This window comes from Rhodococcus sp. NPDC055112 (genome assembly GCF_053607505.1).
On record NZ_JBSGTR010000002.1, the window covers coordinates 64,965 to 87,809 of the forward strand.

General features: G+C 65.0%; 26 protein-coding genes and 1 pseudogene. 8 read left to right on the top strand and 19 right to left on the bottom strand.

What is annotated here, in order from left to right; genetic code table 11:
• Positions 1 to 19: 19 nt before the first annotated feature.
• The 7 genes from lgt to ACWFRB_RS01890 all read right to left on the bottom strand — a co-directional run bounded on the left by lgt (position 20) and on the right by ACWFRB_RS01890 (position 7,135).
• Positions 20 to 1,012 (bottom strand): prolipoprotein diacylglyceryl transferase, encoded by a 993-nt coding sequence (lgt, locus tag ACWFRB_RS01860; RefSeq protein ID WP_452638406.1) that lies wholly within the window; start codon positions 1,010 to 1,012, stop codon positions 20 to 22.
• Positions 1,009 to 1,830 carry a tryptophan synthase subunit alpha gene (gene trpA, locus ACWFRB_RS01865; RefSeq protein WP_452638408.1) on the bottom strand — a complete coding sequence of 274 codons (822 nt, stop codon included), beginning with the start codon at positions 1,828 to 1,830 and terminating at the stop codon, positions 1,009 to 1,011. The genes lgt and trpA overlap by 4 nt, the downstream gene beginning before the upstream one ends.
• Positions 1,827 to 3,086 (bottom strand): tryptophan synthase subunit beta, encoded by a 1,260-nt coding sequence (trpB, locus tag ACWFRB_RS01870; RefSeq protein ID WP_452638628.1) that lies wholly within the window; start codon positions 3,084 to 3,086, stop codon positions 1,827 to 1,829. The genes trpA and trpB overlap by 4 nt, the downstream gene beginning before the upstream one ends.
• Positions 3,087 to 3,199: 113 nt before the next feature.
• Complete coding sequence (gene trpC / locus ACWFRB_RS01875; RefSeq protein WP_452638410.1) at positions 3,200 to 4,009, bottom strand: indole-3-glycerol phosphate synthase TrpC; 810 nt, start codon at positions 4,007 to 4,009, stop codon at positions 3,200 to 3,202.
• Positions 4,010 to 4,091: 82 nt separating this feature from the next.
• Positions 4,092 to 4,802 carry a TIGR02234 family membrane protein gene (locus ACWFRB_RS01880; RefSeq protein ID WP_452638412.1) on the bottom strand — a complete coding sequence of 237 codons (711 nt, stop codon included), beginning with the start codon at positions 4,800 to 4,802 and terminating at the stop codon, positions 4,092 to 4,094.
• Positions 4,795 to 6,369, bottom strand: coding sequence for an anthranilate synthase component I (locus ACWFRB_RS01885; protein WP_452638414.1), 1,575 nt, complete (start codon positions 6,367 to 6,369; stop codon positions 4,795 to 4,797). The genes ACWFRB_RS01880 and ACWFRB_RS01885 overlap by 8 nt, the downstream gene beginning before the upstream one ends.
• Positions 6,370 to 6,418: 49 nt before the next feature.
• Entirely contained in the window at positions 6,419 to 7,135 is a 717-nt protein-coding gene (locus tag ACWFRB_RS01890; protein ID WP_452638630.1) for a hypothetical protein, read from the bottom strand.
• Between the two features lie 81 nt (positions 7,136 to 7,216).
• Here ACWFRB_RS01890 and ACWFRB_RS01895 point away from each other — a divergent pair, with 81 nt between their 5' ends.
• Positions 7,217 to 7,690, top strand: a complete 474-nt coding sequence (locus ACWFRB_RS01895) for a peroxiredoxin (protein ID WP_452638416.1) — start codon at positions 7,217 to 7,219, stop codon at positions 7,688 to 7,690.
• 6 nt (positions 7,691 to 7,696) lie between these two features.
• Here the strand turns inward: ACWFRB_RS01895 and ACWFRB_RS01900 are convergent, their stop codons facing one another.
• A complete protein-coding gene (locus ACWFRB_RS01900; protein WP_452638417.1) occupies positions 7,697 to 8,479 on the bottom strand; it encodes a dioxygenase family protein in 783 nt (260 codons plus the stop codon).
• 80 nt (positions 8,480 to 8,559) lie between these two features.
• On the opposite strand from ACWFRB_RS01900, the gene ACWFRB_RS01905 reads away from it, so the two are divergent.
• Positions 8,560 to 9,033: a MarR family winged helix-turn-helix transcriptional regulator gene (locus ACWFRB_RS01905; protein WP_452638418.1), complete on the top strand. Its 474-nt coding sequence runs from the start codon at positions 8,560 to 8,562 to the stop codon at positions 9,031 to 9,033.
• Between the two features lie 33 nt (positions 9,034 to 9,066).
• Here ACWFRB_RS01905 and ACWFRB_RS01910 read toward each other — a convergent pair whose 3' ends face one another.
• The 7 genes and pseudogenes from ACWFRB_RS01910 to ACWFRB_RS01940 all read right to left on the bottom strand — a co-directional run.
• Complete coding sequence (locus ACWFRB_RS01910; protein WP_452638419.1) at positions 9,067 to 9,273, bottom strand: tautomerase family protein; 207 nt, start codon at positions 9,271 to 9,273, stop codon at positions 9,067 to 9,069.
• A gap of 68 nt (positions 9,274 to 9,341) precedes the next feature.
• Positions 9,342 to 9,521: a tautomerase family protein gene (locus ACWFRB_RS01915; RefSeq protein ID WP_452638420.1), complete on the bottom strand. Its 180-nt coding sequence runs from the start codon at positions 9,519 to 9,521 to the stop codon at positions 9,342 to 9,344.
• A gap of 46 nt (positions 9,522 to 9,567) precedes the next feature.
• Entirely contained in the window at positions 9,568 to 9,957 is a 390-nt protein-coding gene (locus ACWFRB_RS01920) for a hypothetical protein (protein ID WP_452638421.1), read from the bottom strand.
• Positions 9,954 to 11,411 carry a hypothetical protein gene (locus ACWFRB_RS01925; protein WP_452638422.1) on the bottom strand — a complete coding sequence of 486 codons (1,458 nt, stop codon included), beginning with the start codon at positions 11,409 to 11,411 and terminating at the stop codon, positions 9,954 to 9,956. Before ACWFRB_RS01925 ends, ACWFRB_RS01920 begins: the two co-directional genes overlap by 4 nt.
• A 644-nt stretch (positions 11,412 to 12,055) precedes the next feature.
• The gene (locus tag ACWFRB_RS01930; protein ID WP_452638424.1) at positions 12,056 to 13,429 is read right to left on the bottom strand and encodes a hypothetical protein; all 1,374 of its coding nucleotides are present in this window, start codon (positions 13,427 to 13,429) and stop codon (positions 12,056 to 12,058) included.
• A gap of 494 nt (positions 13,430 to 13,923) precedes the next feature.
• On the bottom strand, positions 13,924 to 14,721 hold the full coding sequence (locus ACWFRB_RS01935; RefSeq protein WP_452638648.1) for a hypothetical protein: 798 nt from the start codon (positions 14,719 to 14,721) through the stop codon (positions 13,924 to 13,926).
• A 261-nt stretch (positions 14,722 to 14,982) separates the two neighbouring features.
• A pseudogene (locus tag ACWFRB_RS01940) lies at positions 14,983 to 15,324 on the bottom strand (site-specific integrase); the annotation flags it as partial.
• A 331-nt stretch (positions 15,325 to 15,655) separates the two neighbouring features.
• Here ACWFRB_RS01940 and ACWFRB_RS01945 point away from each other — a divergent pair.
• Positions 15,656 to 15,916: a helix-turn-helix domain-containing protein gene (locus ACWFRB_RS01945; RefSeq protein ID WP_452638426.1), complete on the top strand. Its 261-nt coding sequence runs from the start codon at positions 15,656 to 15,658 to the stop codon at positions 15,914 to 15,916.
• Positions 15,917 to 15,960: 44 nt separating this feature from the next.
• On the opposite strand, the gene ACWFRB_RS01950 is transcribed toward ACWFRB_RS01945, so the two are convergent.
• Positions 15,961 to 16,215, bottom strand: coding sequence for a hypothetical protein (locus ACWFRB_RS01950; RefSeq protein ID WP_452638427.1), 255 nt, complete (start codon positions 16,213 to 16,215; stop codon positions 15,961 to 15,963).
• A gap of 202 nt (positions 16,216 to 16,417) precedes the next feature.
• Between ACWFRB_RS01950 and ACWFRB_RS01955 the strand changes: the two genes are divergently transcribed.
• From ACWFRB_RS01955 to ACWFRB_RS01970, 4 genes are all read left to right on the top strand, one after another.
• Positions 16,418 to 16,882, top strand: coding sequence for a hypothetical protein (locus tag ACWFRB_RS01955; protein ID WP_452638429.1), 465 nt, complete (start codon positions 16,418 to 16,420; stop codon positions 16,880 to 16,882).
• A gap of 424 nt (positions 16,883 to 17,306) precedes the next feature.
• Entirely contained in the window at positions 17,307 to 17,894 is a 588-nt protein-coding gene (locus ACWFRB_RS01960) for a hypothetical protein (RefSeq protein WP_452638430.1), read from the top strand.
• 604 nt (positions 17,895 to 18,498) lie between these two features.
• Positions 18,499 to 18,870 (top strand): hypothetical protein, encoded by a 372-nt coding sequence (locus tag ACWFRB_RS01965; RefSeq protein WP_452638431.1) that lies wholly within the window; start codon positions 18,499 to 18,501, stop codon positions 18,868 to 18,870.
• 5 nt (positions 18,871 to 18,875) lie between these two features.
• Complete coding sequence (locus ACWFRB_RS01970) at positions 18,876 to 19,841, top strand: hypothetical protein (RefSeq protein WP_452638432.1); 966 nt, start codon at positions 18,876 to 18,878, stop codon at positions 19,839 to 19,841.
• 149 nt (positions 19,842 to 19,990) lie between these two features.
• On the opposite strand, the gene ACWFRB_RS01975 is transcribed toward ACWFRB_RS01970, so the two are convergent.
• The 3 genes from ACWFRB_RS01975 to ACWFRB_RS01985 all read right to left on the bottom strand — a co-directional run bounded on the left by ACWFRB_RS01975 (position 19,991) and on the right by ACWFRB_RS01985 (position 21,768).
• The gene (locus ACWFRB_RS01975) at positions 19,991 to 20,533 is read right to left on the bottom strand and encodes a DUF2716 domain-containing protein (RefSeq protein WP_452638433.1); all 543 of its coding nucleotides are present in this window, start codon (positions 20,531 to 20,533) and stop codon (positions 19,991 to 19,993) included.
• A 118-nt stretch (positions 20,534 to 20,651) separates the two neighbouring features.
• Positions 20,652 to 20,963 carry a hypothetical protein gene (locus tag ACWFRB_RS01980; protein WP_452638434.1) on the bottom strand — a complete coding sequence of 104 codons (312 nt, stop codon included), beginning with the start codon at positions 20,961 to 20,963 and terminating at the stop codon, positions 20,652 to 20,654.
• A 232-nt stretch (positions 20,964 to 21,195) separates the two neighbouring features.
• Complete coding sequence (locus ACWFRB_RS01985) at positions 21,196 to 21,768, bottom strand: NUDIX hydrolase (protein ID WP_452638435.1); 573 nt, start codon at positions 21,766 to 21,768, stop codon at positions 21,196 to 21,198.
• Positions 21,769 to 21,929: 161 nt separating this feature from the next.
• On the opposite strand from ACWFRB_RS01985, the gene ACWFRB_RS01990 reads away from it, so the two are divergent.
• Positions 21,930 to 22,844: an aminoglycoside phosphotransferase family protein gene (locus ACWFRB_RS01990; RefSeq protein WP_452638437.1), complete on the top strand. Its 915-nt coding sequence runs from the start codon at positions 21,930 to 21,932 to the stop codon at positions 22,842 to 22,844.
• Position 22,845: the final 1 nt, after the last annotated feature.

Sequence of the window (22,845 nt, forward strand, 5' to 3'; positions counted from 1 at the left end):
CCCCCTGGTTGTTCGTCAGTTAGGTGTCGGTCTTGCCCGCGTCGGTACCGCCCGATTCCGCGGGGCTCGCGTCGGGTTCTGCGTCCGACCCCCCGGTCGCCGAAGAACCGGTCGCCGAGACGGCGGTCGCCGCGGGCTCGCGCGGATGCTTCGGCTGCAACTCTTCCGGGGCCTCCCTGCCCTTCTTCGCCGCGAGGAAGTAGATCACCGCTCCGATGAACACGATGATCGACGTGAACACGTTGATCCGGATCCCGGCGATGTGGGTCGCGTAGTCGTCGCGCAGGAGTTCGACGAAGAGGCGGCCCATGCAGTACCCGGCGACGTACAGCGCGAACAGCCGACCGTGGCCGATCCGATAGCGGCGGTCCACCCAGACCAGCAGCACGACGATCAGCAGGTTCCAGACGAGCTCGTACAGGAAGGTGGGGTGCACGACCTTCTCCACCACCCCGGTGGAGGTGCCTGCCAGCTGGTCCAGCCTGCCGTCCGCGTTGACCCGCTCGAAGATCTCCAGGCCCCACGGCACGGTCGTCTCCCGCCCGTACAGCTCCTGGTTGAAGTAGTTGCCGATCCGTCCGATCGCCTGCGCGAGCAGGATCCCCGGCGCGACGGCGTCACCGAGCGCAGGCAGTGGAACCCCACGCTGCCTGCAGCCGATCCAGGCGCCGATACCGCCGAACAGCACGGCGCCCCAGATGCCGAGGCCGCCCTGCCAGATCTTCAGCGCATCGACCGGGTCGCCGCCCTCACCGAAGTAGGTGCTCCAGTCCGTGGCCACGTGGTAGAGCCGGCCACCGATCAGCCCGAACGGGACGGCCCAGATCGCGATGTCGAGGACCGTGCCCTTCTCGCCACCGCGGGCGACCCAGCGCCGGTCGCCCCACACCGCGGCGACGACGATGCCGAGGATGATGAACAGCGCGTAGGCGCGAAGCGGCAGCGGGCCGATCGACCACACGCCCTGGGGCGGGCTCGGAATGTAGGCCAGGATGTCGACAGTCGAGGTCACGACGCCACGGTAGCCGAGCGGACGCCAGCGGCGAGCTCGGTGGTGATCGCGCGCAACGCCTCCGGTCCCTCGGCCACCGCCGTCACCAGCGCCGAACCGACGATGACCGCGTCCGCGTAGGCGGCGATCTCGGCGGCCTGCGCGCCGGACCGGACGCCGAGCCCGACACCGACGGGAATGTCGGAATGCTCACGCACCCGCGCAACCAGCTCCGGCGCCATGTTGGACACCGCGTCGCGGGCGCCCGTGACACCCATCGTCGAGGTCGCGTACACGAAGCCGCGGCAGCGGTCGACGGTCTGCGCCAGCCGCTCGTTGGTCGAGGACGGCGCGACCAGGAAGATCCGGTCCAGGCCGTGCCGGTCGGCCGCCGCCAGCCACTCGTCCGCTTCGTCCGGGATGAGGTCGGGGGTGATGATCCCCAGACCGCCCGCAGCGGCGAGGTCACGGGCGAACTCGTCGACGCCGTACTTGAGGACCAGGTTCCAGTAGGTCATCACGACCGCCTTGCCGCCTGCCTTGCTGATCGCCTCGACGACGGTGAACACGTCCCGTACCCGGAACCCGGCGACGAGGGCCGCGTCCGCGGCCGCCTGGATCGTGGGTCCGTCCATCACGGGGTCGCTGTACGGGATGCCGACCTCGATCAGGTCGCAGCCGGAGGAGACCAGCGTCTCGAACGCCTCGATCGAGCCGGGCAGGTCGGGGTAGCCGGCGGGCAGGTACCCGACCAGCGCGGCCCGCTTCTCCGCTCGGCACTGCGCGAAGAGCTCACCAAGGCGGGACGGTGCTGCGGCGTGCGGCTGCGGTGCGGTCACTTCGCCTGGCCTTCCTCGTTGGAGTGTTCGGTGTCGGTGTCCGGCATGAGGCCGAACCACTTCGCGGCGGTGTCGACGTCCTTGTCGCCGCGGCCGGAGATGTTGACCAGCACGATCGCGCCCTCGCCGAGCTCCTTGCCGAGATTGAGGGCGCCTGCCACCGCGTGCGCCGACTCGATGGCGGGGATGATGCCCTCGGTGCGGCAGAGCAACGCGAACGCGTCCATCGCCTCGGTGTCGGTGATCGGGCGGTACTCGGCCCTGCCGATGTCGTTGAGGAACGAATGCTCGGGTCCGACGCCCGGGTAGTCCAGCCCGGCTGAGATCGAGTGCGAGTCGATGGTCTGACCGTCCTCGTCCTGCAGCAGGTACGAGTAGGCCCCGTGCAGTGCACCAGGGGAACCACCGGTGATGGTCGCGGCGTGCCTGCCGGTCTCGACGCCGTCGCCTGCGGCCTCGAGGCCGACGAGCCGGACCGACGGGTCGTCGATGAACGCGTGGAAGACGCCGATGGCGTTGGATCCACCGCCGACGCAGGCCGCGACCGCGTCGGGCAGCCGACCGGTGTGCGCCAGCACCTGCGCCCGCGCCTCGAGGCCGATGATGCGCTGGAAGTCGCGAACCATCACCGGGAACGGGTGCGGTCCGGCGGCCGTGCCGAAGCAGTAATAGGTGTTGTGCGCGTTGGTGACCCAGTCACGCAGCGCCTCGTTGATGGCGTCCTTGAGGGTCCGCGACCCGGTCATCGCCGGGATCACCTCGGCGCCCAGCAGACGCATCCGGGCGACGTTGAGCGCCTGACGCTTGGTGTCGACCTCACCCATGTACACAACGCATTCGAGGCCGAGCAGCGCGCAGGCGGTGGCGGTGGCGACGCCGTGCTGGCCTGCGCCGGTCTCGGCGATGACGCGCGTCTTGCCCATCCGCTTGGCCAGCAGCGCCTGCCCGAGAACGTTGTTGATCTTGTGAGAACCGGTGTGGTTCAGGTCTTCCCGCTTGAGCAGCAGCCGGGCACCGCCCGCGTGCTCGCTGAGCCGAGTGGCCTCGTACACCGGTGACGGACGGCCCGTGTAGTCACGCTGCAGCCGATCCAGCTCGTTCAGGAACGAGTCGTCCCCTCGGGCCTTGTCGTACTCGGCGGTGACCTCCTCGATCACCGCCATCAGTGCCTCAGGGACGTACCGTCCACCGAAGGCACCGAAATGGCCGCCCTGATCGGGCTCGTGGGCGCTGCGCTCGGTCACACCGGCACTCATGCGGGGAAGGCCGCGGCCCTTGGCGGAAAGTACGGGATCGTCTGTGCTCACTCGTCCAGTCTGCCTTAGTCGGTGCGACCGAACTCACGTCGGGTCCGACCGCCCTCGGTCGGTCAGCGAGCGGGCTTGGGGCAGGACGGGTGCGCCCCCGCGGCCACCAGATCCTTGACGGCCGTGCGCGGATCGCCGCTGGTGACCAAGCCCTCGCCGACGAGGACCGCATCCGCGCCCGCGCCCGCGTACGCCAGCAGGTCCGCGGTCCCGCGGACTCCGGACTCGGCGATCTTGATGACCTCGGTCGGCAGCCCGGGGGCGATACGGGCGAACGTGTCGCGGTCCACCTCGAGGGTCTTGAGGTTGCGCGCATTGATGCCGATGACGCTCGCACCCGCCTCGAGGGCCCGGTCGGCCTCCTCCTCGGTGTGTACCTCCACGAGGGCGGTCATGCCGAGGGACTCGGTGCGGTCGAGCAGCGACGCGAGCGCGTCCTGCTCGAGGGCAGCGACGATCAGCAGGATCACATCGGCGCCGTGGGCCCTTGCCTCGTGGATCTGGTACGGGCCGACGATGAAGTCCTTGCGCAGCACCGGGATCGTCACGGCCGCACGCACGGCGTCGAGGTCCGCGAGCGAGCCATGGAAGCGGCGCTCCTCGGTCAGCACGCTGATCACCCGCGCGCCGCCCTGCTGGTACGCCAGGGCGAGCTCGGCGGGGTCCGCGATGTCCGAGAGCGCACCCTTGGACGGGCTGGCCCGCTTGACCTCGGCGATGACCCCGATGCCGGAGGCCCGCAGCGCGGCGGCGGCATCGAGTGCCGCAGGAGCGGCTGCCGCGGCTGCCTTCACCGCTGCGAAGTCCAGAACGGATTCACGGGCTGCGACGTCTGCACGCACCCCGTCGAGAATCGAATCGAGAACCGTCATCGTGTCCCGAGTCCTTTCTGGGCCCTTGCCGTGTGAGCAACCTCATCGGATTGGGCAAGCCTAGAGGGCGCCACCATATTGACTAACGGCGGGTGTCTGTGCCTCCGGCAGGCTCGGGTCCGTCCTGGTCGTTTGGCCCGGCCACGTCGCCCGCGGTCGGGTCCTCCCCCGCGTCCAGTGCGTCCCAGAGCATTCGCTCGCTGAGGGGTTCCTTCGAGGTCGCCGCGCGGTTACCCGCCTCTTCCCTGCGGGCGGCTGGGGCCGCGTACTTCGACGACAGCCCGGCGCTCGCGCCTGCCTTGCGGATCAGCGCGACCGCGGCGACGAGGGCCGTGACCCCGCCCAGCAGGACGAGGACCGCGGGCAGGGTGAAGGCCTCGGTCGCGGTGACCTCCGCGCGGTCGGGCAGCTCGGCGAGCCGCCCGGCCTTGCCGTCGTCGACACCGCCGATCAACAGGGAGGCGGCGGGCACGATCGCCGCGACCGCGACCAGCGCGACCAGCAGCCCGACCACCCGCAGCGCCCAGCCGCGCACGGCGAACGAGGCGGCGATGGCCGCGACCAGCGTCAGGGCCAGCGGGGTCGTCGCGGCCGCCCAGGTGCCGCCGATCAGCTCGCTGGTGCGGGCGCCGCCGAGACCGTCGAACGACTCCACCCGGACCCAGGTCATCCGCGAGGACGCCCACAGGCACAGCGCCGCGACCGCGAGCAGCAGCACCGGCACGGCTGCCGCGGACGCCCGCCCCCTCGCGGGCGCGACGGCCGGGTCCCGGTCCGGTTCCTGCTCAGTCATCGGTGCCGCCGACCGCCCGGAGCGTGCCCGCCGCCGCGATCGCGCTGAGCACCGCCATCGCCTTGTTCCTCGCCTCGGTGTCCTCGTAGACCGGGTCGGAGTCGGCCACGACGCCCGCACCGGCCTGCACGTAGGCCGTGCCGTCCTTGATCAGCGCGGTGCGGATCGCGATCGCGGTGTCGGCGTCGCCCGCGAAGTCGAGATATCCGACGATGCCGCCGTAGATGCCGCGGCGGGTCGGCTCGAGTTCGTCGATCAGCTCCATCGCGCGCACCTTGGGCGCCCCGGAGAGGGTGCCCGCCGGGAAGCAGGCCGTGACGGCGTCCAACGCGTGCATGCCCTCGGCCAGCCGGCCGGTGACCGTCGAGACCAGGTGCATGACGTGGCTGTAGCGCTCGATGTGGCGGTAGTCGTGCACCTTGACGGTGCCCGGCTCGCACACCCGGCCGAGGTCGTTGCGACCCAGGTCCACGAGCATGAGGTGCTCCGAATTCTCCTTCTCGTCCGCGAGCAGGTCCTTCTCGAGGAGGATGTCGTCCTCCTCGGTGGAACCCCGCCAGCGGGTGCCTGCGATCGGGTGGGTGGTCGCCACGCCCTCGCTCACGGTGACCAGCGCCTCCGGGCTCGAGCCGACGATGGAGAAGGCGGTCTCGCCGTCCTCGCCCGGGACGTGCACCAGGTACATGTACGGGCTCGGGTTGGACGCCCGCAGCATCCGGTACACGTCGAACGGGTCGGCGTCGGTGTCCATCTCGAAGCGCTGCGAGAGCACCACCTGGAACGCCTCGCCGGCCTCGATCTCCGAGATCAGGCGCTTGACGTCGGCACCGAAGTCCTCGGTGGTGCGCTGGCGGCGGTAGTCGGGGGTGGTCTTGGCGTAGGTGGACACGGTGGACGGCGCGGGCGCGGTGAGCGCGTGGGTCATCGCGTCGAGCCGGGCGACGGCGTCGTCGTACGCCTCGTCGACCCGCTCGTCGGTGCCGTTCCAGTTGACGGCGTTGGCGATGAGCGTGATGGCGCCCTCGTGGTGGTCGACGGCGGCCAGGTCGGTGGCCAGCATCATCACCATCTCGGGGATCTGCAGGTCGTCCGTCGCGTGGTTGGGCAGCCGCTCGAGCCTGCGGATGATGTCGTAGCCGAGGAAGCCGACCATGCCGCCGGTGAGCGGGGGCAGCCCGGGCAGCCGTTCGGTGCGCAGCAGTTCCAGGGTCTGGCCGAGCGCGGCGATCGGGTCGCCGCCCGACGGCGCGCCCGCCGGGACGTTGCCGAGCCAGCCGGCCTGCCCGTCGACGACGGTCAGCGCGGCGGGGCTGCCCGCCCCGATGAACGACCAGCGCGACCAGGAGCGGCCGTTCTCCGCCGACTCCAGCAGGAAGGTGCCGGGCCGGTCGCCCGCGAGTTTGCGGTACGCGGACAGCGGGGTTTCGGAGTCCGCCAGCACCTTTCGCGTCACCGGGACCACGCGATGGTCGGCCGCGAGGGCACGGAACTGCGCCCTGGTGGTGGTGTGATCGTCCGCATCGGCGACGGCGACTGCGGGCTGGACGGTGGTTGACTCGCCGGACATGCCGTCCATCATCGCAGGCGGAGCGACCAGGGACTGGTGGTGGCCCTGCCTACAATGCGGCCCGGTCCATCGGTCGGGGCAGCGGCTCGAGTGCACCCGCCTCGCGCAGTCGCCGGTATGCCCGGACCACGTCGTCGACCTCCCCTGGTGCCGCGATGCCCATCAGCACGCCCCCGGTCGAGCTCTCGTGCCCCGCCTCCACGTCGTCCGGCACCAGGGCCGCGCGGCCGGCGGAGAGGTAGCCGAGCCGTCCGACGACCGGATCGCCGATGGTGAAACCCGAGTCCTCCAGCGCGTCGAGCACGTCGTCGTCGGTCACATCGCCGAAGTCCGGCTCCCACGCCCGCGCGATGGCCGCGAGAAGGCCGGTCTCGGGCACCTCGGCCTCGGCGGGCGCATCGACCGCGATCACGATCGACTGCAGCAGGAACTCCGGGGCGCCTCCGGCCAGTGCGCTGACCTCCACCGCCCAGCGAGGCTCGCCCGCGATGACAAGCCGCAGTCCGGTACCGATGACGTCCGACCAGTCGTCGGCCGATTGTGCTGAGCGCAGGGCCGCCAACAGCGAATCCCTGTTCGCCGGGAGGTCGGTGTCGGGGCCGGACCCGTGAAGGTGCCGCCAGTTCCACGGCTCGCCCGGCCCGCACGGCGGACCTGCCGCAGGGAGCATCACGGAGAGCTCGTCCAGGGTTGTCAGCCAGCGTGCGGCGACCGCATCGACCGACTCGGGCCGGGGACCCCAGAAGCCCCGCACCACCCTCCGCATCCACTCCCCCATGTCCCTGTCGTCCGCCGCACGCAGGCTAGTCCCGAGAAGCCGGGCTGCGCACGTTGTAGCCTCAGCCGAATGCAGACCGGACAGCAGGCCCCCGACTTCTCGCTCCCCGATCAGGACGGCACCGTCCGCACCCTGAGCGAACTGGTCTCGGGCGGCCCCCTCGTGCTCTTCTTCTACCCCGCCGCCTCCACACCGGTGTGCACGGCCGAGGCCTGCCACTTCCGCGACCTGGCGGGTGAGTTCGCCGCGGTCGGCGCGGCGCGGGCCGGGATCAGCACCGACACCGTCGACAAGCAGGCCTCGTTCGCGGCGGCGCAGTCCTTCGACTACCCGTTGCTCGCCGACGTCGGCGGCGTGGTGGCCGAGCAGTTCGGGGTGCGCCGCGGGCTGCTCGCGAAGCTGTCGCCGGTCAAGCGCACCACCTTCGTGATCGACACGGACCGGACGGTGCTCAAGGTGATCGCGAGCGAGCTGCGCGCGAACACCCACGGCGACCAGGCCCTGGAATTCCTGCGCAGCCGCAACACCGCACTGGAGAGCTGAGCCCGCCTACGCGACCTGGATGGAGCGCTTGGCCAGGCCCATCCAGAACCCGTCGATCACCTGCGACGGCACCTGCTCGGGGTCGCTGGACGCACCGAGCGTGACGAACAGCGGGGCGAAGTGCTCGATGGTCGGGTGCGCGTAGGGCATCCCGGGCGCCTTCGCGCGGAAGTCGATCAGCGCGTCGACGTCGGCGGCCGCGAAGCGCTCCCCCGCCCAGGCGTCGAACTCGGCGGACCAGCCCGGTGCCTGCGCGGCGGGCGACGGATCGCGCAGGAACGGCAGTCCGTGGGTGGTGAATCCGGACCCGACGATGAGCACTCCCTGTTCGCGCAGCGGACGCAGTCGTTCGCCCAGGTGCATCAGTCGCTCGGGGTCCAGGGTGGGCAGCGAGATCTGCAGCACCGGGATGTCGGCGTCCGGGTACATGACGCTGAGCGGCACGTACGCGCCGTGGTCGAGACCGCGGCTCTCCTGGTGTGCGACGGGCTCGCTGTCCGGCATCAGCGCGGCGACCTGGCGGGCGAGCTCGGGGGCGCCGGGCGAGCCGTAGGTCGCCTCGTAGTACTTGCGGGGGAACCCGCCGAAGTCGTAGGTCAGGGGGGTCCCGGTGGCGACGGACCCGATGGTGAGCGGAGCCGACTCCCAGTGCGCGGAGATCACCAGGATCGCGGTCGGGCGTGGCAGCTCGCTCGACCAGGCCCCGAGCTGGGAAACCCACAGATCGTCGTCGACCAGCGGAGGGGCGCCGTGGCTGAGGTAGAGCGCTGGCATAGCGTGATCGCTCATAGCGACTCCTTACATTGAAGCTTCAAGTATCATAAGGAGTCAACGTAGCAGTCGAACGAATATTCCGATCGGAGGTCGCGATGACGCGGTGGTTGAGCGTGGAGCAGCAGCAGGCCTGGCGCGAGCTGGTCAACGTGATGACCCGCATGCCCGCGGCGCTGGACACCCAGCTGCAGCGCGACTCCGGGCTGACGCACTTCGAGTACTTCGTGCTCTCGGCGCTCTCCGAGGAACCGAACCGACGGCTGCAGCTGAGCGCGCTGGCGAACGCGGCGAACGCCTCGCTCTCCCGGCTCTCGCACGTGGTGACCAAGCTCGAGAAGGTCGGCTGGGTGCGCCGCGAGAGCATCATCGGCGCCCGCGGATCGCTGGCCGTACTCACCGACACCGGCTACCAGAAGGTCGTCGAAGCGGCGCCCGGCCACGTCGAGACGGTGCAGGCATTGCTGTTCGACGGCCTGGACGGGCGGCAGGTGCGCGAACTCCTCACCCTCGGCACGGCGATGGTCGCGCAGCTCGACCGCGGCCTCGCCGCGGGCAACGGCCAGGCCTAAGGGCGGGGTCAGCCCAGCGGCGAGCCGCTCAGTTCAGCCCAGCGGGACCCCGCCGACGCCCCAGTTCTCCCGCGGCACGTCGGTGAGGGTCACCCACACCTGCGCGGGGTTCTTCCCGGTGGCCTCCGCGTACGCCTTGGTGACGGCCTCGATGGTCGCCTTCTTCTGTTCGGTGGTGAGTCCGGGCGTCTGGCTGATCTGGATGATTGTGTCGGTACTTTGCCACTGACCACTGACCACATTGAGGCCACCAGGGCCGCCAACTCCACCGCCCGTCACTGACCACGCGAGTTCGAGGCCACTGCTCCTCAGCTCAACGGAACGCCCCCCACACCCCAGTTTTCACCGGGTACCTCGGTGATGGTCACCCACACCTTGTCCGGGTTCTTCCCGGCGGCCTCGGCGTACGCCCGGGTGACAGCTTCTATCACCGCACGCTTCTGCTCGGCGGTCAGGCCCGGAGTCTGACTGATCTGAATCATCGGCATAGGAAGAACTGTGCCACCGCCTTATTCGGTGCTTCAGGCTCGGGACTCAAGTTCGATTTCGCGACGCGATGTCGACTACCCCACTCAATGCTTCGACCTCGCTGCGCAGCCGGTGATTCTCGAAAGCCAGACGCTGCACAGCGGCCGCGGAAGCCGCGACGTCGGACCGGAGCCTGGCATTTTCACGCCGGAGACGCTCGTTGTCACGGCGCAATTTGGTCGACCCAGTTCCGTCGCTGCGACCATCAGGCTCATGACAGTTGACCGACTTGATCTCCTCGACAACGCCGGCGAAGTGGCGACGGAATGTGGTGTTGGACAGGCCAAAGTGCCGTGCGACCGCCAGAACGCTTATCCGCCGATTCTCTTCACCACTCAATTCAGCAACCACAGCCCGAACGACCTCGACATCCGGCATTGAGTTTCTCAGGTTCACGACTTCCCCATCGCATAGCGATCAAGAAACCCTTCGATCTGTGCGACTCGGCGCGTCAGACGATCAAGCAGGAGTGGCGGAAGGGCGTTTCGAGCCACCTCGATGCGAAGTTTGGAAATTTCCCCCCGCAACGCTGTCAAGTTCTCCGACGTTAGTGCCACGTTTCGACAACTCAACGGCTTACACTCCTCGGTTGTCGGATGCACCATCCCGTGAACATCAGTCTTGCGCCGGCAAAGCGCCTTATCAGGATTGAACACACAGGTCGCAAACCTACCAGGGTAGATTTCGGGCCCATCCTTCTTCATAATCCTAATCAGCCTACGGGGATCGTTCACCACTTGACCCGCAAACCCAACACGCGCAGAGAATTCCGTCAGTCGCGACCTCGCTTCTCCACTCGCCGGCCCGGCAAATCCCTCATGTTGGTGATCATTAATCATTTCAAGAAGTTGCTCACCTCGCGTAAGAGCCTCCTCCGCCTCGACCTCTGCACGAAATCCACTGTCAGAGGTCCCCGCATATCCCTCGAACATCTGAATACCCAAATGCCGGTACTGAATCGCTCCGGCCACCGAACCGCCTGGACGACGAGCAATGAACCAGGCCAGGGTCCGACGAAACTGCCTCGTAGTGAATCTCCAGTCCGCCAACCTATTTTCGGGCATCCCACCAGATGAACTATTCCGTGCAACATACCCATCCACCCAAGAGGCAAAGTCATTAATTTGACGAAGTGTCGCAATGTTTGAATAAACAGAATCCCTGCCTGCGCGAAATTGATCAATATAATCTACGTGCGCAAATAGCCATTCTTGATCCTGGGGTTGAACCTGCTCCAAAACTGATATGGCCCTTGCAACCGGTTGGCCGACCACCCAACTTGCAGACGTTCCTGCTGCGTCCTGCTCACCCTTGAAAGCAATGCTTGACACAAGCCATCGGTACGCCCGACCGTTCTCATCCCGCATCACCTGAACACAACCGCGCTTGAGGTGCTTCACCTCACTGTCCCTCATCCCAGAAAGAAAGGCGATCACAATGTAGCAGGCAGCGATCAAATTCCTCGCAAGCTTCGGCAGACCATCTGAACTGTGAGGACTGACAAGAATGCGCTGAACCCAAGGCGCGCCATCCACTCGACCAACTATAGGGTAGTTGTAGTAGGAATCGGAAAGTCCAACAATAGAGACAGCTTTGTCGATTTGAGATCGTCGCCGCACCAAACTCTGCCGCGCACACCCCACCGTCCTCGCAAGGTGTGTGAGGTTTACCTCACCTTCCTCTCCAGACAGGGGCATTTTCGCATCAATATGGTCTTGCAGTAGCCGATTCAAATTGTCATCAAGTTCACCTCCCCGCGGAGCACCCCCAGTGCGCCCGTCATTACTTCGCGCACCCTGACTCACCCTGAGTGAGATCAAATTGACGATATCAATGGAAAAATCATCCACGAACCTTAGTGACCATGCTAGAAGAGGGCCCAGAACCTCCTCCGAAATCCTAGGGGTGGAATTTTCCATACGGCGTGGAGGTGGCGCCTCACTCCAACCCTCCTGAATCTGATCTGGATCAATCAGGAGATGGTCACTTGGCATAAATTCACGGTATGTCCATAGTCGGCGAATTATTGCGCGTCGCGATTGTCTTGAAGGGAGGGAAATCCCCGCCGCAGTAATGTAGTCCTGATACTCGCACAAATCCGACGAAGTGACTTCACGTAGCATAGGTGCCCGAATGCCGGAGTCGCCACGCTGCTGAATCCAGTTCAAGAAGTACTTCAACCTGCAGAAATCGGCGTAGATTGTATTCACCTTACGGAGGCGCTCGCCAACTGGCAGTTCCCCCAGAAGCAATGCTCGCATCAGTTCCTTCGACGCGTGTCTATACTGCGCGGGGATAGAAGCGAACTGCAGTGTGAGCACGCTAGCTTGGCGTTGAAGCAGCGCTGCATCGAGGCGCCATTCGTCCTCTAAGTACCGCGGTGTTTCCTGGAGGGTATAGCTGTCTTGGATTTTGCGGTTCCGGAGTACATACTCGTCGGTTTGAATACTCGAGGGGCCAGAGCAGTTTGAGCTTCGGCCTATATCAGGTTGGGTCATGGCACCTCCCAGGGTTCTTCGACCAGATCAAGGGAAGACTTGGCCGTCAGACCCTGTGCACGGCTGACTTCGGCCGGCGCGAACTTTGGCAGGATGTCACGGTGGATCGCGTCCCAGGCAGTTCCGTATCTGTGAGTCCACGTATCCAACGGAAGCATGGTCCGGCGATCTGCAAGCACGTCCACTAGCGAAATCAACTGGGGAAGGTGCTGGCTGCCGACAACGCTGTTCGCGCATGAAAAGCAATCGAGGAAACTCGCTGTACATTGCTGCTGCGAACTGGGATTGCGGCTCGGATCGCTACATGCTGTCCATGCCCCCTCAACGTCAGACTGATCGCGCCCAGACCCCTCTTCCCTATCCTGGGGACTGTCACGTTCAACGACCACAGTTCCCGAAAACTCAGTCCCCTGGACTGCCCCTGTAGCGTTATTGGCTGCACGATTCGCAACTTGTTCCGCGTCGACCAGTGCTTCCGCAACGATCCCGTGGGCCCACTCTGTCGCATGGGGATCGTTGCGTAGATAGTTGCGGTACAGGACTGGGACCGTGTTCGTGCGGGCAGCCGACGGGAGGTGGCCACCGAGGCTCTTGGTGGTCCGAACGTCTATTGAGGTCTTGAGACGATTGAAGTCGAGGTTGAGCTCTTTCGCCACGTCGTCGGACATGCCTTCGTCCTGAGATACCGCCGCGTGACGGTCAGCAATGAGCTGGTGGCTCTGAGTCCATTGGCGGTTGAGCCCGAACCACGCGTCGAGTCGCTCTGCGAACGGCGCCACGTGCGGCGCTAGGCGCCTGCCGGTGCGTCCCTTTGAGGTCCTTCGCCACACTGACCATAGCGATTCCGTCCCCGAATGAACGCGGCCAACCTTCATGAGGCCGTGTAGGAGTAGGTAAAGCCCGCCGGGAGCATGGTGCTCACGCCCTGGTGAGCCAATCTCCCACGTCACCGTCTCATGCCAGCTTCCGGATCCCCGTCTCCTCTTGACAATCTCAATCTCGACTACCCGGTCCTCGAGGACACGATGAGCCGCCGGCAACTCCTTAACGGTTTCGATGTTCAATCCGGTCACTGCGACCATGAGTAGCAGGAGGGGTGTGAGGTCCGAGACGAGAATGTACTGCTGCGACATGATCTCGCACCGTGCCTTAACGGTGGCAGGTGGAGCCTTCCCGGTGACGGTGATATTGACCAGTTGAGTTGCTTGAGCGAGTTCTTCCTCCGTGAGCTGACTCGGATTGAATCGGAACCTCTCGATTAGTTCGTTCGCCCGAGCGTGGCGATTCCGCATCGCTACGACGTCGCTCCTCGCGGCCGTGACAAGGCGATGTAGTTCGCCGTCGGAGTAGCCGGATTTCGGTGTCGGCACCTTCCCAACTCCGCGCGCTGCCGCGAATGCCACTACGTCTGCGGAAACCAGCCCGTGCATTGGCCGCGCACGCAGCAGAAGTCCGACGGACCGTCGATCTCGCCAGGCGTAAGCCTCGCTGGATCGAGTCTCTCGATGCGCGTGGTAAGCCCTCATATGCTCAATCGTGAGGTCGACCGGTCGCGTGGGCTTCTTTGGAAGTCCGGCCATAAAGACTAGGAAGTCGCGCCATACACCCCAGTTATGTCGTGCCGTCGCCGCCGTTCGCCAATTTCCCGTCGGTGCAGCCATGGAAACCAGTGCCTCTGCGACCGGTCGATGCCAACCCTTCAGCGGCAGCTTTCCGACAGGAAACAGAACGCTTCGTCCATCCTCGCCCACGAACTCGGCGGTGAGGCTAGCGCCATGGCCTGTGACCGATGACGGAGGGTCGTACTCCTGGTCAGGTATGCGGGCAGGCCTACCGCGACCGGTGCTTCCGCGCCCAGTTTCAGTCATGACGCGTGGGTTTCATCTCGCACGTCGGCAGTGGCTTCCACCAATCGTGGATCGCTCCAGTCGTCAGGGACCAGCGCCATCCTCGTTTCCATCTCCAGCTCAGCGAGGGCGTGTAGGTAGATTTGCGTGGTCTCGATCGATCGGTGGCCGAGTCGCCGACGGACCCAATCCAGTGGGTCGCCAAATATCTGTACATAGTGCTGGCGTTGCTGCGGGTTGAACTCGGACAGCTTCCTGATGTGACCCCGTTGCAGCTGTTCCAAGGTGAGAACCGCGAAAGTGTGGCGCAGGGTGTGCGCACTGCAGCGCAGCGGGATGCCCCGTGATTCGCAACGCTTGTTGGCCGTCCTGAATATGCTCTTCCAGGTCGACACCGCGACCGGCAGACCGTGCTCCGAGAGCCAGAACGCAGCCGGCTCGAGTCCCTTGGGCGTTTCGATGAGTATTCGGCGCCGCTCTTCGGGACCCATGACGTCGAGGTCTACCTTGCTCGTTGTCCTCCCGGACCGCCGATAGACGGTCAGTTTGTCCCCCACGAGCACCATCGCGCCCACCAGTTGTTCGTAGCGCCGTGCGTTCCGTGCTTCCGCGATGACATCGGCGCGGTCAAATCTGTAGTAGCCGTCCAGATCTCGGGCCACGGAGGTGGGTACATACACCCAACGCGCTGCCCCGTTCTTCGCTACGGCGCCGGGCAACCAGAATCGTTGGTAGCCGGCCGTCACAGCATCTCGCGGCAACTCGGACACAAGCAGCGCCGCCTGCTCCGACAGCCGCATACCGGTGCGAACCATGAGGTCACAAAAGGTCCCGTTTCTCGCTGCCCACCGGCCACGAAACTCGGTCGATGTAAGCCCGTCTGGTCCGAATCCGCGGATCCCAACGTCGCGCCATCTCCGGTACGAGTCGGCCGGAAGCCACTGCATCCGGGTTCGACGACCACCGGGACTCAGTGCTGCTGGTACGTCACGTGGCACCCCGCGACCACCCTGCCGCACCGATTGGACCACGGTTCGCTGCGGCACCGGATTGGCGGATACATTCCCCTTCCTGAGATGCCAGGCGTAGAACCGGTTTACCGCCGCCACCTCACGATTCCAAGTATTCGCGCATACACGCGGCCCATCCTCATCCTTACATCGCCAAACGTAGTAGGCAGTGTGATCCGCTTCGCGACAGCTCCTCCAGTCCTGCACTCGTCGTGCCGACCATAGGAAGGTGAGGAATTGGCCGACGTCCCGCGCGTAACCGATCTGAGTGTTTACTGATGTCAACAGCATCGACGATGATGCGAAGTACTCATTGAGGACGACGTCGTACTCGAAATCAGGACTCAGCAGGAAAGGCGTTCCGGGCGGCACATCCGGCGCCGACGGCAACTGGTCGATAACGGCCATGAGGACGCCGGCCAGCGCGGGCGGAGCGTCACGCGTTGTACGGAAGAGGTGCCAACGCTTCGTCGTCACGCAGAGCAACGTACCCACCACCCCGTCGTGAGAAGCAGCAATCACCCAAAACGTAGGGTCCGCACCTCGAAGCGCTAGGCGCAGTGATCAGCATCGATCCGAACCCATCTGTGGCTCGTCGTAAGTGTCCCTCCCACCAGACCCCGCCGGCTGGTCTGCACCGCAGGTGCAGACAGGACGGACAGTGCCCCATTCGTTCCGAAATGCAGAATGTACTACTAGTAGGGCAGACTTTCCTGTCGATTGGGCCGGTACTTGGTGAGTGCCGACACGACCAAACCAGAACGACCCAATCAGGGTGGAAGCGTGGGCAAGGCACAGGACTCAGGTCGGATCAACTATCCGCAGCCTCCGAATCGAACGCGGCCTAACCCAGGAGTCCCTCGCACTCGAGTCGGGGGTCACACGGAACGTCCTCATCCAGGTCGAACACGGACGAAGAGGCCTGCTATACGAGCGGCTGTTCGACATCGCCGAAGTGCTCGGCGTCCCAGCCAGCGAATTGCTGAGGGTCGCCGAGTAAACGGGCGCCCGGCAACGCACCCAACCCGCGTTCGTCGCAGATTCTCACGATCGCGACTCCGCCGGCAGACCCAACTCCTGAACAATCTCCCACAGCCGCTTGGAAGTTCGCGGTTGATCGAGCGCCTCCACGGCGAGTTTCAACATTGCGATGACGAACACGTTCTCGCTGGTCAGGCCCTGTTGGGCATGCACCCGCAATGGGTCTTCGAGATTCCAGTCGATACGACGGGAAGTCAACTCGTCGCTGAATTCGCGAGGCCATTCGAAGCTCTTCCTCGCAACGTCCTTTGCAGCCATCTGCCCTCGCTCCTCGTGGATTCGCCATCGCAACACAGCACTACTAGTAGTGCATGAGTACAGCAGACCACTCCAAAGCACGTGTACCAGACTGTGAGTGCGACCAGCATCAAGATGAATTCGGCGCCGGCGACCGGCGTGCCAACGTGAAGGTGTTCCGAGGACGTCAGGAGGCCCGACCAACGTTCGACGCAGCTATAGCGTGCTCGTTGATGGGGCTCAAGAGTCCATCCCGACCGCCAAAGGAATACTGATTGCCATGAGCACACCTGCCCGGTGGAACTCAAAGGAGTCGATCCTCGACTCCTTTGAGCTCCACGACTCGATGGACGTCGCCGGCATCCTCGAGCCGACCAGCGCGCGGACCCGAAGTGTGGCGCAGAAGCGACGCAATGCCGGCGACCTGATCGGCCTTCCTACTGGTACCCGCCCGGACTACAAGTATCCGGCTTTCCAGCTTGATCGGGCACAGCACCGCATCCATCCGTTGGTGCGGTACGCGAACGGGCGACTCGACGTCGAGAACGACCCGTACGGCGCGGCGAGCTGGTGGCTCACTCCCACCGACATCCTCGACGGCCGCAGCCCGCTCGAAGACTTTCAATCAGGCGACCTCACCGAGATCGCGATCGACAACATCCTCGACACCACCCGCCGGGGCATGTGACCGGATGCGCACCCGGGTGTGCGCGGCACCGTCGGTGCTTCCCTGCATGTCCTGTGGAGACTAAGGACCTGGAAGTGCAGCGCATCGCAGACTGAGCGGCTTTTACACGCCGCGGTGTCTGGGCCACCTTGGAAGAATGCGCGTGATGAGCACCTGGCGGTGATTACCGGACCGGTCGGCCTGGTGGGTCCGCATACGGTGACCGGCCCTTCAATCGGCGAACACCTCCGCCGCGGGGGCACGACTCTCAGCTCAACACCGCTGTCACAGTGCCCCCAGTCACCAACCGTGATGCAAGGTCTACCGGTCCTTCCGCAGCGAGTGGCCCGCCTGCCGCGGTTAGCATTGACTCGCGGTACGAAATCGGCGAAGGGCTGTGGTAGTAGTGAACGATGCAGTAGTCGCAAGCGCCGAATCCCGATACGTGCGTGGCGAACTGAGCTTCGAGGATGCGCTGCGGGAGGCGACCGGCACCAACATCGGGCGCGGCGAACTCGCAAAGATCCTGCATCGGCTCGCCTCAGAGCACAGTCCCACCAACCCTGTCCTATCCCGGCACGACGCCGAACTCCTCTCCGATGCCGGGTTCGTCACGGACCCCGCCGCCGCGACCGCAGCGCGCGTTGACCGGGACATCCGCATGCAAGACCTGGTCCACAGCTCCCTCTCGGTCGCCGACGCCGCCGAACGTCTCGGGGTCACCACCGCCCGCGTCCGCCAGCGCCTGACCGAGGGCACCCTGTGGGCGTTCACCTCGGGCCGTAGCCGACTGCTGCCGCCCGCCCAGTTCACCGCCTCAGGCGGGGTCCCGCATCTCGATCAGGTGCTGCCGCTGCTGGGTAAGGAACTGCATCCGCTGACCGTACAGGCGCTGCTCACCGAGCCGCAGCCGTCCCTGACCGTGGAAAGCCGCCCGGTGTCGATCGTGGCGTGGCTGACCGGCATCGCCGGGTCTGCCTCGGACATCGAGCAGGCCGCCGATGCGATCACCAGCCACTTGCACTCGGCGTAGGCGCTGTTTGGCGAAGGGCGCGGGTGAGGTGATGGATCGCTGGAGACAAAAATCGGACATCGTGAGATTTTGAGACAAGCACCTGGGGCTTTGTAATGCCGCCATCGCCTGAAAATGAGACAAAAATCGGACATCCTGAGATTTTGAGACAAGCACCTGGGGCTTTGTAATCCGATGAGACGACCACGTCGTCGGATGAGCAGGCGAGGTCACGAACTCGACTGCGTTATCTGTGTTTTGTAGGCCCTGTCGGCCAATTCTGTTGGGACGTTGCGGTGGGCTCGGGACCACGCGGAAATGGGTCCTGCATAGGGCACCCTCGCAGGATCAGCGTGCAGGACGGGTATCCAGGACTGTTTGCCGGCCGCCGGCCGAGGGGGTCGAGCGCCTCACGCACCGGAGTCTTGCGCTGTTTGATCGGTCGTCTTACGGGACGCCATGTTCGGTCTCACCCCTTCGCCCCCTTCGGCCGGGACTCTTTTGGTAGATGCTGATCCCGGGGCTTCGGTGTAGCGTCACCCTCTTCGTCTTCGGACGGAGTCAGCGGGAGCAATGATCGATGTCAGAACACAAGCAGATGCAGCCCCCGGACTATCACCGATGCATGGAGACCGTCTTCTCCTCGCCGGCGGCATGTCGCGAGTTGCTGCTCAGACTGGCCAAAACGACCGACGCGGAGATCCAATCGAAGTGGTCGCCATGGAAGGACCAGGATCTGCCGTCGTACGGTCCGGAGGTAAAGAAGCAGGTCCCCGCCGAAGTCCAGCTCGTTATGGCCGAAGCAACGTTGACTGGCGAGCGCGCAGCACAGCGGAAGCTCTGGGGCGAGCTACACAACCTCATGGGTAGCAGTGGCCCGATCGGGACGAGCACCGCCGAACTCATCGTCGCCATACGCGTGACGCTCGACCGCCTGAAGATCCGCATCGCGCAACTCGAAGGGACGACCGCAGACGACGGCAACCCGGGAGCGTGAGAACAGTGACTGCGGACAGGACACCCTCCGAGATTGCCGAGCTGATTCGTGCGGATGCCGACGTCGACCTCACCCCGATCCACGAACACCTGGCTCAAGTTCTCGGGCCCGCCCGGGAACCGATGCCGGGTCGGCCCGAGACGGTCCAGGCTTCCAGCATCGAACTCGACGACGTGACCGTCAATGTGTCGGCGTGGTGCAGTGATCCCTCTTTCCTTGGCACCTTCGACAGAGGCGCCGACACGTCGATGGTCCAGGTGGCGATCAATGCGCAGCCTGACGTTAAGACGCACGACGGTGCGCCACCGCCACCGGTCGAACTGCCACTCCGAGAACAGATCGCCTGGGTACGAGTGGTTCTGGGGGATCTAGCGGACTATGCGTACCGGATCGTGACCGACACGGGCATGCTTCGTGTTCGGCCGGCGTTCTTCATGGTTCTCGTCGGGATCGATGGCTCGCCGCGGCTTGCGCCCAGCGACTTCGAGTGGCGTCTCGCCGGTAGTGGAGGACGGCGTGCCTATCCCGAGAAGTTAATTCCCGAGGACCCAGACCTGCTCAAATACCTGAGAACGAACGGTGACCTGGTCGACGCGGAGCTGGTTCCGCGCCCGCAGGCAGAGCCGCCAAAGGTGTGGGCGCAACAGTTCATCTCCCACCTGACCGCGACCATCGCCGACTGGCTCGGTCGTGTGGGCGAGAGCCGTTGGTTCACCTTCGAGGAAATCAGTCTTCACGGAGCAGACAGAGTCATCGTGCGATACACCTGGCACCTAATCGAAGGAGACAAGGACTACGGGTTCGACATCGACCTCGCAGGAGTCCGCGCCCATCGCCTCCAGGCGTTTGACGATCCCCGGGCACGCACTGCGGCACGCAGCATCGGATCAATGCCCTTCAACCAGCCGGTGTTCCGCGAACCAACGATGATTGACGGCGTGACCTGGATCAGATTCGGAGCATCGGAATGAGACGCAGGCGGTGAGCGTGCTGCTGAAGGATCGTCAAACAGGACACCTCCATCGCAGGCCGGAAGTGCGGACGAGTGGGTGACGATCGGCTTCGTGATGGCCGATGGCTGCGAGACTCATATCGGAAACGGTCGGAGGTGTTCGGGTTGCTACGCGGAGTCCGGTTGGCCGTCGATTCGTTTGACAGGCAGCCACGTCGCGAGGGTAAGAGCGAGTGAGCCCAGGAGTCGTTCACCGAACACGCAGAGGGTCTTCTCCCACGGATGCCCGAATGTTCCCTCGCTGAGGTCGTCCCGCAGAAAGATGTAGTAGTCGCCGTTGGGGTAGACGGGAACCCGCCACTCGGTGTCACGAGTGGCGGCATGGAGGGCGGCATCGAGTCGGTATCCGGGGTGCTGCCAGTCCAGCACCACGAACGTCGGGTCATCGGGAAACTCGCTGACGAAACAGCGCAATGCCTCGGCGTTCACCGCGTCGAAGCGGCTCTGCCAGGCGCCTGAGATGTCGGCGGGCGCGGTGAGATCGAAGGTGATCGACGGTGTCGGTTCGGCGATCGCCGGCCAGGTCGATTCGGTGATGCCGGGCCGGAACCCGAACCTGTCAGTGAACCGATCCCAGTATCGATCCTGGTCATCCAGCGTGGTCCAGCCATTCGGCAGCGGGCTGCCGAAGTTGTGCGTGTGCCTCATCATCGCGGCGACCTCCTTCGGATAACCCCGGGCCGTTCCCGTTGTCTGTCCGCAATGACGATGTCACGGGTCCGGCGAGGATTGACTGTCCGAAGCGAAGATGGCAACGGTTCGTATCGATCTATTGCCCAAAGGTGAAGCGCAGATTGGCGTTGATCAGCTCGTTGATCCGCTTGCGCATCTGGATGACCGTGTCGCCGTCCGGGATCGGGTCGTTGACTATCAGGGTCCACCGCAGAGTGGCACCGCCGCGAGGTGGTCCGGTGATGTCGAATTTGATGCGGGCATCCGGACGTTCTGGCCACAGCGATCCCCACACCACCTGATGTGGCTCGGTTGCATCGACGATGATGGGGCGCTGCTCGTTCCCGCGCAGGACCAGCCACGGCCGGGTCGGGTCTCGATCCGGTTGGATGAGGGCCTGGAAAACCACGTGAGCCGGTGGCGGCTGGGTGCGACTCCGACTCGCGATTTCGGGCATACCGCACCGTATCTCCGCTTTCCACGGGGCGCGGTCTAGGCACTGAGATTGGATCAAGCCTCAGATGTTCTGTAGTGCGGTCGTCATACAGGACACCGATCTGAGGGCTATCGCCGGATGACTCACCGCAGCTGGTCTCCGCGGAATGCCCGGATCTGTAGGTCGCGGCGCCCAGGCCCGGACGTCAGACCGGGGCTGCGGAACCCAACTTCTCAATGAATCGGCGGAAATGCGGATCGAATTGGCGGGGGTCGCTCGTCAGCACTTCGCTAGCTGTCCACCACCGGCCTCCACGAAATTCGTGGGGATCGAGGGTGAACCGCGTGTCGCGGCGGGCCGCGACCACGTACCAGAGGCTGACATCGACATGGTTGTCGTCTGCCCCCACCGTTGCCGTGACCGTGAGAAATATCGGCTCAGTTCCCGCGATGGTGAAGTCGGCTTCTACGCCGAGCTCTTCCCTCGTCTCCCGCCTTGCCGCAACCATGGGGTGTTCGCCGGGCTCGACGTGCCCGCCGGTGGGGAGCTGCAGCCCGGATTTGATGTGGTCGACGAGGAATACGCTCTGATCGGATGGGTCCACCACGACCGCGTAGGACACAAGGTGGCGTGGTGGGGTTGCCGGCTTGGCGCGGCGGAAGATGTCGTCGGTGCTCTCGATCCAGGCCAGCGTATCTGCGAGGTGTTCACGTTCAAGGTCGTCGAGTGGCTCGATGTTGGAAACGAGGTCGTGGACTGAGCGAACGGCAGGATGCATCGACCGATCGTTCCAGGAGTCACCGACACACACTGTTTGTAATCGTTTGTGGCCTGGTGAGGGATCGCCAAACAGGACACCTCCCACCGGCATCGCGTAGGGCGGACCTGGAGGACGAGGACCGGAAGGATCGGGAAGCGGCTCACGTACCGTGGCTTCGTATGACCGATCCCGAGATCGAGATCACCGCAGAGTTGGTCCACGATCTTCTCGAGGACCAACATCCGGATCTTGCCGGACTGGCCATCCGCGAGATTGTGGGCGGCTGGGACAACCAAGTCTGGCGCCTTGGGGATGAGTTGGTCGTGCGCATGCCGCGCACGGAACGTGCACCGGATCTCCAGCGCAAGGAGCGCCGATGGCTGCCCGTCCTGGCCCCACGCCTTCCGCTCCCGATTCCGACCCCTGTGCGGATCGGCGAACCGTCCGCCCGCTTCCCGAAGCCTTGGACCATCATGACGTGGGTTCCCGGTGAGCCACTCGACTGCACCTCGATCAGCCGCGGTGACCACGCGGCTGAGGTTCTCGCTGGCTTCCTCACAGCGCTCCATGTAGAGGCGCCCGCCGAGGCGCCGACCAGTTCGGACCGCGGCGCTCACCCCCCGGAGAGCACGGGCAGCTTCGAGAAGTTCCTACAAGCCGTCGACCCCGGAGGCATATCCGCCGACGTCCAGGACATTCGGGACGTCTGGGACGATGCTGTTGCGGCCCCCGAGTGGGAGGGCCCGCCGGTATGGCTGCACGGTGACCTCCATCCCGCGAATGTCGTCGTCTCGGACGGGACCCTCTCTGGTGTGATCGATTTCGGTGACATGTTCACCGGCGATCCGGCGTGGGACCTCGCGGCCGCGTGGCTGCTCCTTCCCACGGGCGCGGCCTCACAGTTCTTCGAGGTATACGCGCATGCGGACGAGGCGATGATCCGGCGCGCACGAGGGTTGGCTGCTCTGAAAAGCCTTTTCCTCATCCATATGGGCCAGAACGGAGAACGGGGCCTTCCTGGCGGCAAGGCAACATGGGGACCGGCAGGCCGGGAAGCGCTCGATCGTGTTCTGGCACCAAGATCAAGTGCTTAGC